The organism is Pseudomonas sp. WS 5021 (assembly GCF_012985535.1).
Lineage (GTDB): Bacteria > Pseudomonadota > Gammaproteobacteria > Pseudomonadales > Pseudomonadaceae > Aquipseudomonas.
Window position 1 is genome coordinate 26,308 of record NZ_JAAQWP010000003.1, and the last position, 11,747, is coordinate 38,054.

General features: G+C 60.5%; 12 protein-coding genes. 3 read left to right on the forward strand and 9 right to left on the reverse strand.

All coding sequences use genetic code 11. The features are described from left to right. Positions 1-607: 607 nt before the first annotated feature. The 3 genes from HBO19_RS10050 to HBO19_RS10060 form a co-directional block, all read right to left on the reverse strand. A complete protein-coding gene (locus HBO19_RS10050) occupies positions 608-1,075 on the reverse strand; it encodes an inhibitor of vertebrate lysozyme family protein (RefSeq protein ID WP_169954129.1) in 468 nt (155 codons plus the stop codon). A gap of 2 nt (positions 1,076-1,077) precedes the next feature. Further along, positions 1,078-1,242 carry a DUF1328 domain-containing protein gene (locus tag HBO19_RS10055; RefSeq protein ID WP_003170804.1) on the reverse strand — a complete coding sequence of 55 codons (165 nt, stop codon included), beginning with the start codon at positions 1,240-1,242 and terminating at the stop codon, positions 1,078-1,080. Between the two features lie 79 nt (positions 1,243-1,321). Beyond that, positions 1,322-1,606 carry a hypothetical protein gene (locus HBO19_RS10060; protein WP_169954128.1) on the reverse strand — a complete coding sequence of 95 codons (285 nt, stop codon included), beginning with the start codon at positions 1,604-1,606 and terminating at the stop codon, positions 1,322-1,324. Between the two features lie 396 nt (positions 1,607-2,002). Between HBO19_RS10060 and algB the strand changes: the two genes are divergently transcribed. After that, on the forward strand, positions 2,003-3,349 hold the full coding sequence (gene algB, locus HBO19_RS10065) for a sigma-54-dependent response regulator transcription factor AlgB (protein ID WP_169954127.1): 1,347 nt from the start codon (positions 2,003-2,005) through the stop codon (positions 3,347-3,349). A gap of 10 nt (positions 3,350-3,359) precedes the next feature. Next, positions 3,360-5,147 (forward strand): KinB sensor domain-containing domain, encoded by a 1,788-nt coding sequence (locus HBO19_RS10070; RefSeq protein ID WP_169954126.1) that lies wholly within the window; start codon positions 3,360-3,362, stop codon positions 5,145-5,147. A 90-nt stretch (positions 5,148-5,237) separates the two neighbouring features. Here HBO19_RS10070 and HBO19_RS10075 read toward each other — a convergent pair whose 3' ends face one another. The 6 genes from HBO19_RS10075 to HBO19_RS10100 form a co-directional block, all read right to left on the reverse strand. After that, on the reverse strand, positions 5,238-6,014 hold the full coding sequence (locus HBO19_RS10075) for an N-acetylmuramoyl-L-alanine amidase (protein ID WP_170057443.1): 777 nt from the start codon (positions 6,012-6,014) through the stop codon (positions 5,238-5,240). Positions 6,015-6,104: 90 nt separating this feature from the next. After that, positions 6,105-8,183: a diguanylate cyclase gene (locus HBO19_RS10080; RefSeq protein ID WP_170057444.1), complete on the reverse strand. Its 2,079-nt coding sequence runs from the start codon at positions 8,181-8,183 to the stop codon at positions 6,105-6,107. Beyond that, positions 8,180-9,058 (reverse strand): endonuclease/exonuclease/phosphatase family protein, encoded by an 879-nt coding sequence (locus tag HBO19_RS10085; RefSeq protein WP_169954123.1) that lies wholly within the window; start codon positions 9,056-9,058, stop codon positions 8,180-8,182. The genes HBO19_RS10080 and HBO19_RS10085 overlap by 4 nt, the downstream gene beginning before the upstream one ends. A gap of 10 nt (positions 9,059-9,068) precedes the next feature. Continuing rightward, positions 9,069-9,704 (reverse strand): thiol:disulfide interchange protein DsbA, encoded by a 636-nt coding sequence (gene dsbA, locus HBO19_RS10090; protein WP_170041976.1) that lies wholly within the window; start codon positions 9,702-9,704, stop codon positions 9,069-9,071. Positions 9,705-9,893: 189 nt separating this feature from the next. Further along, a complete protein-coding gene (locus HBO19_RS10095; protein ID WP_169954121.1) occupies positions 9,894-10,508 on the reverse strand; it encodes a cytochrome c4 in 615 nt (204 codons plus the stop codon). A 46-nt stretch (positions 10,509-10,554) separates the two neighbouring features. Beyond that, the gene (locus HBO19_RS10100) at positions 10,555-10,845 is read right to left on the reverse strand and encodes a c-type cytochrome (RefSeq protein WP_169954120.1); all 291 of its coding nucleotides are present in this window, start codon (positions 10,843-10,845) and stop codon (positions 10,555-10,557) included. Positions 10,846-11,037: 192 nt separating this feature from the next. Between HBO19_RS10100 and yihA the strand changes: the two genes are divergently transcribed. Then, the gene (gene yihA / locus HBO19_RS10105; RefSeq protein ID WP_076963373.1) at positions 11,038-11,679 is read left to right on the forward strand and encodes a ribosome biogenesis GTP-binding protein YihA/YsxC; all 642 of its coding nucleotides are present in this window, start codon (positions 11,038-11,040) and stop codon (positions 11,677-11,679) included. Positions 11,680-11,747 lie beyond the last annotated feature (68 nt).

Sequence of the window (11,747 nt, forward strand, 5' to 3'; positions counted from 1 at the left end):
GATGGCCGATATGGCTTACTGGCAAGCGAAAAAAGGCGCAACTATTCCGATGCGCGGGGGCAGAGTCTAATGCCGTAAACGCCTACCCTATGCCGAATCGGCATGGGTTTTTGCAAATAAATCTGTCTGTTTGGTCAGTTCGAATGCGACATTTTGTCAGGCATACCTGCCGTGAACCGGTCATTTCAGGCTTGCCCAGGGATTTTCGGTTTTTTTGCGGGGAGGGAAAAACTCTTGAAATTTCCTACGCATACCGTCAAGAAACAGGTCTGGCCGTAGACAAACTTTCTCGATAGATGGTCACGTAGCAACACCGTGAAACGGTTGTGATGATGCAGAAAGGAAATTTGCAGCTAAGTACAGCATAAGTGCCACGGGATGGTGAACAAGCCCGTCGCAAGTCCGTCAGGCCATAACTGCCTGCGGACCTGCGTCGCAGCTTTTCTCCTGACCCGGCCCTTGCGCAGGCACTCCCTGTACCCGTAGGTCACGCCGATCCACTTTGATCAGAGCAACCCGGCCCCCTGGTCATGCACCGCCGCCAGGCAGGTGCAAACGGAAACAGGCAGTTGGCCGGTTTCCATGTGGGTAAGGCCCGCAGACGGGCCTAGTACCAATTCGGATCTTTCTTCAGTTGCTCCATGAGCAACTTCTGCATGCCTTCATCAGGCTTGCCGATGAAGCGGTAGTCCGCATGCCTAGTTGGCGACTTGTCCGCCGGAAGCCCGGCTGGGACTTCGACCAGCATCGCGTAGGCATCTTCCTTATCAAGGCTGAAGGCAACGATCAGGCGTTTATTCAGGCAGGTGTCAGCCGTTTCACACAGCGGCCCTACCAGATACCCATCACCGTCCTCCGTCACGGCATTCATCTGCTCAGAGGTGCCCGACAGGTTGATCACCCATTCCGGCAGGCGCTCTTCCTTCTTGACCACGCCCTGCCAGGTTTCCCGATACTGCGGGTCGGCATTGAGCAGTTCATTGGCCCGCGCCTGGCCGTCATTGGCGGCCATGGCCAAGCCACTGCCGCCCAACAGCAGGGCGGCAGCCAGGGTTTTGAAAGACAAGTTGGCCATGTTCAACCTCGACCGCGACGGCCAAAGAAGAAGGAAGCGATGAACATCACCAGGAAGACGACAAAGAGAATCTTGGCGATACCCGTAGCGGTGCCCGCGATACCACCGAAGCCCAGGACTGCAGCCACAATGGCAATGATCAGGAATGTGATTGCCCAACTCAACATGGTGATTCTCCTTTTGCGTCTATAGAAGTGACTGCTGTGTAGCCATCCTGTCGCACCCAACGGGGCGGCAGGTTCGTGCCTAGAACACCCAGCGTTCCTGGACGGGTTCGTCGTACAGGGCAATGTCCTGTTCAACCGCCATCATGCGTGGGGCTGTCACGTCAGCGCTGGTGCTGCCAACGGAACGGAAATGGGTCTGTGTCATCGGTGCGCGCTCGAACTGCGGGGCGGACTGCTGGCTCTGCTGCCAATGTTGCAATTGCTGGCCACCGATCAAGGTCACCATCAAGGCGAGGCTGGCAAACAGCCCCTGTTGAAGGCGCAGTGGCGATACACGCAATGGCTTGAGGCTTTGGCGAGTCATCCTGAATCTCTCCCGCATGTTGTTTTGTTCGTTGATCACGCTTGTAGGAGAGGTATTGCAGAGTGCATGCCAGTTTTTAACCCAAATAAAAACCAATAAAATCAGCAACTTAAAAGATAGGTGCGTTTCTTGTCAGCAGCATCCTGCACGATGCGCCTATCCTCACCGTGCGAAATGCACGATGGCCAATGGTCGGATCAAGGGATCAGAGAGGGCTGTAGGACTGCCGAAGGGTCAACAAGGGTTAAAAACCCGCTGCCCAGGCATATAAGTAGGAATGGTCTCAGATAGCTGCGCGATAGGGCTTTGAATCAATCAGAATAAACCATGCAACTTGCCCGATTATTCCGGGACTAACCAAGATCAATCATTCTTATTTTAAGGAGCGCGGGACAGATGGAATCCGCCAAGGAACTTCAAGGCCGCATTCTTTTAGTGGACGACGAGTCAGCAATCCTGCGCACCTTCCGCTACTGCCTGGAAGATGAAGGCTATACCGTAGCCACCGCCAACAGCGCGGCCCAGGCCGATGCCCTGTTGCAACGCCAGGTGTTCGACCTGTGTTTCCTGGACCTGCGCCTGGGCGAAGACAATGGCCTGGACGTGCTGGCGCAGATGCGCATCCAGGCACCGTGGATGCGTGTGGTGATCGTCACCGCTCATTCGGCCGTCGATACGGCAGTGGATGCGATCCAGGCAGGCGCGGCCGATTACCTGGTCAAGCCATGCAGCCCGGACCAACTGCGCCTGGCCACCGCCAAGCAACTGGAAGTGCGCCAGCTGTCGGCGCGCCTGGAAGCGCTGGAAGGCGAGGTGCGCCAACCCAAGGATGGCCTCGACTCCCATAGCCCGGCGATGATGGTGGTGCTGGAGACCGCCCGCCAAGTGGCCGGCACCGATGCCAATATCCTGATCCTCGGCGAATCCGGCACAGGTAAAGGTGAGTTGGCCCGGGCGATTCACGGCTGGAGCAAAAGGGCGAAAAAATCCTGCGTCACCATCAACTGCCCGTCCCTGACCGCCGAACTGATGGAAAGCGAACTGTTCGGCCACAGCCGCGGGGCCTTTACCGGCGCCAGCGAAAGCACCTTGGGCCGAGTCAACCAAGCGGATGGTGGCACGCTGTTTCTTGACGAGATCGGCGATTTTCCCCTGACACTGCAACCCAAGTTGCTGCGTTTTATCCAGGACAAGGAATATGAACGGGTCGGTGACCCTGTCACCCGGCGCGCCGATGTGCGCATCCTGGCGGCGACCAACCTGAACCTGGAAGACATGGTGCGCGACGGACGCTTTCGCGAGGACTTGTTGTATCGCCTGAACGTCATCACCTTGCACCTGCCGCCCCTGCGCGAACGCAGCGAAGATATCCTGGCCCTCGCCGACCGCTTCCTCGCGCGCTTCGTCAAAGAGTACGCACGACCGGCTCGCGGCTTCAGCGATGACGCCCGGGAAGCGCTGCTCAACTACCGTTGGCCGGGCAATATCCGTGAGCTACGCAACGTCGTGGAACGCGCGAGCATCATCTGCGCCCAGGAGAAAGTCGAAATCAGCCATCTGGGGATGGCCGAGCAACCGACCAACAACTCGCCGCGTATCGGCGCGGCGTTGAGCCTGGATGAACTGGAAAAGGCCCATATCGGCGCCGTCCTGGCCACCAGCGACACCCTGGACCAGGCGGCCAAGACCCTGGGCATCGATGCGTCGACCCTGTATCGCAAACGCAAGCAATACAACCTGTGAGCTGCACCTTATGAAGCTGGCGATGAAACTGCGCACGCGGCTGTTCCTGAGCATTTCTGCGCTGATCACCGTGGCGCTGCTCGGGTTGCTACTGGGGCTGGTGAGCGTCATGCAAATGGCCAAGACCCAGGAAGCCCTGATCCGCAGCAACTTCATTACCCTGGACCTGGGGCTCAAGCTGCGCCAGACCCTGGGTGACCAGCTGATTTTGATGCTCAACGACACTCCGGACCCGGTCGCGCTGAACACGTCCAAGCAACAGTATTTCAAGCTGCTGGACGAGGGCATCGCCCACGAAATGAGTGTCGCCAGAGTGGGAGGTTTCTCTCAGGCCAAGGCCGATTACCTGACATTCCTCGAAGCGTTCGAAGAAAATGAAAATAGGCCGCCGTCCCTGCGCAATAACGAACAACTCACCACCAGCTTCAACGTCTTGCGCAATGGGCTAATCAGCGAACACAAAAGAGCGCTGGAAAACATCAATGCCACCGAAAGCCAGTCTCGCGAACGCGCCCTGTGGATCGCCGGCCTGCTCGGGCTGGTGGGCCTGGCGGTGCTGATCATCGGCTTCATCACCGCCCACGGCATCGCCCGACGCTTTGGCGGGCCGATCGAAGCCCTGGCCAAGGCAGCCGACAAAATCGGCCAAGGCAACTTTGATGTCACCCTGCCGATTTCTTCGGCGGCGGAAATGAACCAACTGACCCGGCGCTTTGGCATCATGGCCGAAGCGCTGCGCCAGCATCAGGCCACCAATGTCGACGAATTGCTCGCCGGCCAGCAACGCTTGCAGGCGGTGCTCGACAGCATCGACGACGGCTTGCTGATGATCGACCGCCAAGGGCACCTGGAACACCTCAACCCGGTAGCCCAGCGCCAACTGGGCTGGGACGAGAGCCGCCTGGGGCAGGGCCTGGGCGACGCGCTGCAACGCCCCGAACTGGATGAGCAACTGCACCTGGTGCTGCGCGGCGGCAACCTGGAGCGCGCACCCGACGACCTGGAAGTGGAAGTCGAAGGCGAATCGCGCCTGCTGACCTACAGCATGACGCCGGTCAGCCACCACCAGGGGCATATTCTCGGCGCCGTGATGGTGTTGCATGACGTTACCGAGCAGCGCGCCTTCGAGCGCGTGCGTAGCGAATTCGTGCTGCGTGCCTCCCATGAACTGCGTACGCCGGTCACCGGCATGCACATGGCATTCGGCCTGTTCCAGGAGCGGGCGAAATTCCCTCCTGAATCCCGCGAAGCCGACCTGCTGAACACGGTCAACGAAGAAATGCAGCGCTTGATGCAACTGATCAACGACCTGCTCAACTTTTCCCGCTACCAGAACGGCCTGCAAAAACTCACTCTGGCGCCGTGCGACATCAACGATCTGCTTGAACATGCCCGCGCACGTTTTGCCGAGCTGGCGAATGCGCAACACATCGACCTGCTGGTAGAGGCGCAGGCGCAACTGCCCAGGTTGCATGCCGACCAGGCGCAATTGGAGCGGGTCCTGGACAATCTGCTCGGCAATGCCCTGCGCCACACCAGCGAGGGCGGGCAGATTCGCCTGCAGGCGCGGCGCCATGGCGAACGGCTGATCATCAGCGTCGAGGACAATGGCGAAGGCATCGCCTACGGCCAGCAGGGCAGGATTTTCGAGCCATTTGTCCAGGTAGGCCGCAAGAAAGGCGGCGCCGGCCTGGGGCTGGCGCTGTGCAAGGAGATCGTGCAATTGCACGGTGGCCGCATGGGGGTCTATTCCCGGCCGGGGCAGGGCACGCAATTCTATATGGCGTTGCCGCTGTAACTATCAGTCAGCACGCTACTCAAGGGCAGCAACGATCAAAGGTGGGAGCTCGACGGCTCGCACATCAATTGCGCGCAGCGCTTAAAGACCTTAGCGGTGGTTCAATACCCGCAGGATCGCGGCGCTTTGCGCATCGGGCGTACCGTCGAACAACGCCGGCCTAAAGCGCATCTGGAACGCAGCCAGCACCCGCCGCGTCGCCACATCCAGCTCGCCGGTCTGCGGCGTGGAATAGCCCACGCGGGCTAACTCTTCCTGGAACCAGGTAATGCTCGGCAACTGCCCGGCGTACTCGGCCTGATACCGCTCAACCGCCTGGGCCTCGGGCCAGATCCCCAGGCCTTGATCCGCCAGGCGCTTCCACGGGAACAATGGGCCCGGATCGAGTTTGCGCCCGGGAGCGATATCACTGTGGCCGATAATGAACTTAGGGTTGATCCGATTGCGCTGGCTGATGTCCTTGAGCAAGGTCACCAGGGACTGGACCTGCGCTTCGGAGTACGGATACCAGACGCGCCCGGTGGGTGTGTCGCGGTAGCCAGGATTGACGATCTCGATACCAATGGAGCTGGAATTGAGCCAGGTACGGCCCATCCACTCACTTTCCCCGGCGTGCCAGGAGCGCTTGTCTTCGTCCACCAGCTTATAGATGGTTGCACGGGCATCATCGCCAATCAGGTAGTGGCTGCTGACTTGGCCTTTGGTCAATAGCGCCAGCGAGCCCTGCAGGTTGGTAGCGGTGTAGTGCAGGACGACGAACTGGATACGATTATCGAAGTTCACCGACGGGTGGCTGGTATCCAGGCGCGGGCCACTCGCACAGCCGGCGAGTGTGAGGGATAGAAGAGCAGCAACGAGAAATTTCATGGCAACAGACGGTACGCTAAAGACGATAATGCAACAGTGTAACGTACCGTTTGCCGGTCAGCGGCCCGCTATACAAAATGGAACAACTTTTCAGCCCGCCTGTACCTGATTGCGCCCCGCCGCCTTGGCCCGATACAAGGCTTCGTCTGCGCGCTTGAGTGTGAGGTCGCTGCGCTCGCCGGGCTGGAACTGCGCCATGCCGATGGACATGGTGATGGTCACGCGCTCGCCCTTGAAGTGAAACGGGCACGCCTCGATGGCTGCCCGCAGGCGCTCACCGAGTTGCAGCGCATCGCCCAGCGCCGAATCCGGCATCAGCAAGACGAACTCCTCACCGCCAAACCGCGCGATAAAGTCCGTCGGCCGCAGGCGTTTGCCCAACACATTGGCGATGATCTTCAGCACCTTGTCGCCCGCCAGGTGGCCGTAGCTGTCATTGATGCGCTTGAAGTGATCGAGGTCCAGCATCGCCAGCGACAGGCTGTTGCCCTGCTGATGCCAGATGTTGACCTCGGACTCCAGGCGCTCGCTCCAGGCGGCACGGTTGGGCAAGCCGGTGAGCGGATCGATCAGGGCTTTCTGGCGCTGGACCTCAAGGTGCTCACGATAGCCCTGGGCCTCCTGCTCCATGCTTGCTACCCGCTCCGCCAGCCCCTGCAACCGTGCGGCGACTTCATGTTCACGCTGGTCGCGCTGCTTTTGATGCTCGTCCATGGCCCCCAACAGCCCCTCAAGATGGCTTTCCAGCACTTGCTTGAGGTCATCGAGGTCGGCCGCTTCCTGGACGCTGCTTTGCAAGCCGTCCATCTGTTCACGGATCTGCGTATCCATCTCGCGCGCAGCGCTGCGGCTGTCGGCATGCCCGTCGCTGGCCGCCTGCAAGTTAGCCTGGAAGGCTTCCAGTCGCTCGTTGAGGCGCTTGAGGTAGGCTTCGAACTCATGCTGGCCGCTATCAGTGATGGCCAGCATCAATACCGCCAGGTCATCAAGGATCGGCAGCAACTCGTACCAATTGAGCCCGTGGGCCAGGCGCTCGCGCATGGCTTCGGCCTGGGGCCGGTGATGCTCGGGCAGGTCGAGGTCGCCCAGCAGGCCGAGCAGGGTGTCTTCGATGTGCTTGGCGACTGAGCTGTAGGAAGGCTCGGGCGAGTCGGGCAGGGCGTACAACGCCTCGGGATCGATTTCAGCCGATTCGTCATCCAGCACCGGCGGCAATGACAGGCTGCCGATTGCCGTCGGCTGCGGCGCCTCTGGCAGGAGCTGCGGCGCTGCGACCGTACTTTCACGCTGCGGCACAACGCTCACGTCGGCAGACTGGACCGATTCCGGGGCCTGGACCACGGCAGCAGGCATTTCGACCGGCGTTATACGGGCAACCTGCGGCTGCGGCTGCGGCTGCGGCTGCGGCTGCGGCTGCGGTGCCACAAGCTCATCCACTTCGACCCGGGGCGCAACAGGCACCGGCGCAGGTGCGCTCTCAGTGACCTGCGGCTGCGGGGCCTGGGCTTGTGGCGCAAAAGCCCGCAGGGCCTGGGCCAGCTCGGGCGCATCCTCAACCGCCGGGGCGGCCGGGCTTGCCTGAGCAGCAGGGCTTTGCCGGGAGGCCGTGGCAGCGGGCTCAACCGGCGCAACCTCGGTACCCGCCTCCTTGCCCCCGAACAGACGTTGCAACAAACCCGGGCGAGCCGGTTCGTCATCCGACTCGAGGTTGCTCAGGGCCTGCCCTTGAAGGCCGCTCAATTCACTGAGCAGCAGAGGGATTTCCCGCGCCTGGCCGACGCGGCTGTCCAACTGCTTGGCAAAACTCTTGAGCGGGCGACTGACTTCCCGGGGCAAGGGCAGCGCCTGCAATTGCGTGACCAGGGAGGTCATAGCGGTGCTGATCTGATCAACCCGCGTTTCACGGCGTTGCTCGGAATCCAGCACGGCCTTTTCCAGGCGCGGCAGCAGGGCGGCGAGGGCGGCGTCCATGTCATCGCTGCGCACCACATCGCGCATCTCTTTCATGCACTGGTCGACGGCCCGGTCCGTGCCCTCGGCGGCCAGGGTGCTGCGCACCAGGCCACGGCGCAGCAAGTCGAGGCGCGCGGCCCAACGGCGTTCGAGCTTTTCTTGTTGCTCGATGCTTAACAGGTATTTTTCTTTCCAGCGCTGGGCTTCATCGCTCATGCAAGGGGTCCGCGAGGGCCGGGGCTCAACGCGGGTAATGCATCAACCGTGAGCGAACCCGGCAGACGAATCTCTACCGCGACCGGCAGGTGATCGGAAATGGGTTGCGCCAGCACCTGCACGCTTTCCAGCGTCAGGGTCGGGCTTAACAGGATGTGATCAAGACAGCGTTGCGGGCGCCAGCTGGGGAAAGTGGCTTCGACCTGGGGCGCCAGCAGCCCGAGGTCGCGCAACGGGGAATTCTCCAACAGGTCACTGGCGTGGGTGTTCATGTCCCCCATCAGCACCTGGTGTTTGTAATCGCCAATCAGCTCACGGATGTAGGCCAACTGCATGGTGCGGGTACGCGCGCCCAGCGCCAGGTGCATCATGACGACCACCAGCGCCTCGGGCCCCTCGCCAAACCGCACGAGAATCGCCCCGCGCCCTTTCGGACCTGGCAGTGGATGGTCTTCGATCGCCCAGGGCTTAAGGCGGCTGAGTACACCATTGCTGTGCTGGCCGAGTTTGCCGAGGTTGCGATTGAGTTGTTGATACCAGTAGGGAAACGCACCGAGCTGGGCCAGGTGTTCGACCTGGTTGACGTAGCCCGAACGCAGGCTGCCACCATCGGCCTCCTGCAGGGCCACCAGGTCGAAGTCTCCCAGCAGGTCGCCAATCTTCTGCAGATTGCCGGCCCGGCCATTGTGGGGCAACAGATGCTGCCAGCCACGGGTCAGGTAGTGCCGGTACTTCTCGGTACTGATGCCGACCTGGATATTGAAGCTCAGCAAGCGCAGCCGGCTGTCCGCCGGCAGGCCGGTGGACGCGAGATGATGCTCGTTGACCTGCGGATCATGCAGGCCAACCACTCGTTCTGTACCCCAGCGGCGCATGGCGGGCCCCTTACTTGGCTGCGCGCTCTTTGGCGATCAGCTGGTCGGCAACGTTCAGGGTCGCTTCAGGGCCGCCGGTGGAGCCGAGGTCAAAGCGGTACTTGCCGTTGACGATCAGGGTTGGAACGCCTTGCACGCCGTATTTCTGTGCCAGCTCCTTGGCCTGCTTGATCTGGCCCTGGATGGCGAAGGAGTTGAAGGTTGCGAGGAACTTGTCCTTGTCCACGCCTTGGGTGGCGAGGAAGTCAGCCATTTGATCAGGCTTGGTCAGCGGCTTGCGATCCTTCTGGATAGCTTCGAACACGGCATTGTGGACCTTATGCTCCACACCCATGGCTTCCAGGGTCAGGAACATCTGGCCGTGGGCATCCCAAGGGCCGCCGAACATGGCCGGGATGCGCTTGAAGTTCACGTCCGAAGGCAGCTTTTCGGCCCAAGGGTTGATGGTCGGTTCAAAAGAGTAGCAATGCGGGCAGCCATACCAGAACAGCTCTACGACTTCGATCTTGCCCGGCACGGAAACCGGTACAGGATTGGCCAGTTCAACATAGGTCTTACCCGCTTCAAGTGGCACATCGGCGGCTTGGGCGGTCATGCCGAACAGGCTGGCAGTGACGAGAGCGGCGCTGAGGATCAATTTACGCATGCTTTACTCCTGGACAAATAAAGTCGCCTCGCGCGACCTTTTTTATGACAGGCCTGCACGGGCATGAGTTCGTTAGTGTAACGGTAGCGGCCACAAAAAAGGGCGGCCCGCGCCACCCTTTTTATGCTTGCATCGACGGATTAATCGAGCGTTAACGTTACCACTGGTGTACGCCCGGCCTTGCGCGCCTTACTTGTGCAGGCCCTGGATATAGCTGGCAACCGCTGCAATGTCTTCATCGCTCAATTTGCGCGCGATGGTGCGCATGGTCATGGCGTCGCCATCGTTGGCGCGACCGGCTTCTTCCTTGCGGAAATCGGTCAGTTGCTTGGCGATGTACTGGGCGTGCTGGCCGCCCAGGTGCGGGAAACCTGCTGCGGCGTTACCCGAGCCATCCGGGGAGTGGCAGCCGGTACAGGCCGGCAGGCCTTTGTCGAGGTCGCCGCCACGGAACAGCTTTTCACCACGCTCGACCAGTTTTGGATCCGCCGCCCCCACGCTGCCTGCCTGGCTGGCGAAATACGCCGCGATATCCGCCAGGTCCTGATCGTTAAGATTGGTCAGCATGCCGGTCATTTCCAGGACCGTTCGCTTGCCGTCCTTGATGTCGTGCATCTGCTTGGTCAGGTATTTCTCGCCCTGGCCCGCCAGTTTTGGAAAGTTGGGTGCCGGGCTGTTGCCGTCCGGTCCATGGCAGGCGCCACATACAGCGGCCTTTGTCTGGCCAGCAGTAGCGTCACCTGCAGCATGGGCAACACCAGTGATGCCCAAGGTCAACAGCAGACTCACGATCAATTTGTTCATCAGCTAATCCAATTACGGCTAAAGGTTATAGAGTTATGAACCGGGTCTACTCGCTCATCAAAAGGATGATGGCCTGGTAATCCTCGGCACGGCATTCCATGCACAAACCACGCGGCGGCATCGCCTTGAAACCCTGGGTCACGTGCTGCACCAGCGTATCCATGCCTTGCGCCAGTCTCGGCGCCCAGGCTGCCTGGTCACCCCGCTTGGGGGCCGTTGGCAACTGCCCGGCATGGCAAGCCGCGCAAACGCGGTTGTACACAGCTTCCGGATCCTGTGTAGCCTGCGCACTGTAAAGTGGTATCAGGACACCGACAGCTAGCAGCCACTTGGTCATACGTCGACCTTTTCAGGGTTTGGAAGCGTTTTGCGTTCTAATGCGCAATAAAGGTCTATCGCTCCCGTGAACTTCATCCTTCGCTGGGACAAAGCACACACAAAATCTGCGGCATTATATACTGGCGCTACTGAAACGGGAACGACACTACTTGCCGCACCCATTCCCGGCACCGCCCACATCGGAAATCCCATGCAACTCAAGAACCCCATCCTCGGTCTGTGCCAACAGTCCACGTTCATGCTCAGCGCCGCCAAAGTCGACCAATGCCCCGACGACGAAGGCTTTGAAGTGGCCTTCGCCGGGCGCTCCAACGCCGGCAAGTCCAGCGCGCTCAACACCCTGACCCATGCCAGCCTGGCTCGCACCTCGAAAACCCCAGGCCGCACGCAACTGCTCAACTTCTTCAAGCTAGACGATGATCGGCGTCTGGTCGACCTGCCGGGCTACGGTTACGCAAAAGTACCTATCCCATTGAAGCTGCACTGGCAGCGTCACCTGGAAGCGTATCTGGGTGGCCGCGAGAGTTTGAAAGGGCTGATCCTGATGATGGATATCCGTCATCCAATGACCGATTTCGACCTGCTGATGCTCGATTGGGCAGTCGCCAGCGGCATGCCAATGCACATCCTGCTGACCAAGGCCGACAAGCTGACCTACGGCGCCGCCAAGGGCACCTTGCTCAAAGTGCAGGCACAAATCCGTAAAGGTTGGGGTGATGCCATCACCATCCAGCTGTTCTCGGCACCCAAGCGCATGGGCCTGGAAGATGCCTATACCGTGCTGGCAGGCTGGATGGAACTGGCGGACAAGGGCGCAGAACTGGCCGAATAACTTTTCTGCGGGCAAAAAAAACCCCGGACTTCGTATGGGGAGGGGAAGTTCGGGGTCCAAGTTCCGGA

Coding starts and splice junctions, on each gene's coding strand:
- HBO19_RS10050 (WP_169954129.1), bottom strand. CDS start 1,075: ATGGCCAACTTGTCTTTCAAAACCCTGGCTGCCGCCCTGCTGTTGGGC.
- HBO19_RS10055 (WP_003170804.1), bottom strand. CDS start 1,242: ATGTTGAGTTGGGCAATCACATTCCTGATCATTGCCATTGTGGCTGCA.
- HBO19_RS10060 (WP_169954128.1), bottom strand. CDS start 1,606: ATGACTCGCCAAAGCCTCAAGCCATTGCGTGTATCGCCACTGCGCCTT.
- algB (WP_169954127.1), top strand. CDS start 2,003: ATGGAATCCGCCAAGGAACTTCAAGGCCGCATTCTTTTAGTGGACGAC.
- HBO19_RS10070 (WP_169954126.1), top strand. CDS start 3,360: ATGAAGCTGGCGATGAAACTGCGCACGCGGCTGTTCCTGAGCATTTCT.
- HBO19_RS10075 (WP_170057443.1), bottom strand. CDS start 6,014: ATGAAATTTCTCGTTGCTGCTCTTCTATCCCTCACACTCGCCGGCTGT.
- HBO19_RS10080 (WP_170057444.1), bottom strand. CDS start 8,183: ATGAGCGATGAAGCCCAGCGCTGGAAAGAAAAATACCTGTTAAGCATC.
- HBO19_RS10085 (WP_169954123.1), bottom strand. CDS start 9,058: ATGCGCCGCTGGGGTACAGAACGAGTGGTTGGCCTGCATGATCCGCAG.
- dsbA (WP_170041976.1), bottom strand. CDS start 9,704: ATGCGTAAATTGATCCTCAGCGCCGCTCTCGTCACTGCCAGCCTGTTC.
- HBO19_RS10095 (WP_169954121.1), bottom strand. CDS start 10,508: ATGAACAAATTGATCGTGAGTCTGCTGTTGACCTTGGGCATCACTGGT.
- HBO19_RS10100 (WP_169954120.1), bottom strand. CDS start 10,845: ATGACCAAGTGGCTGCTAGCTGTCGGTGTCCTGATACCACTTTACAGT.
- yihA (WP_076963373.1), top strand. CDS start 11,038: ATGCAACTCAAGAACCCCATCCTCGGTCTGTGCCAACAGTCCACGTTC.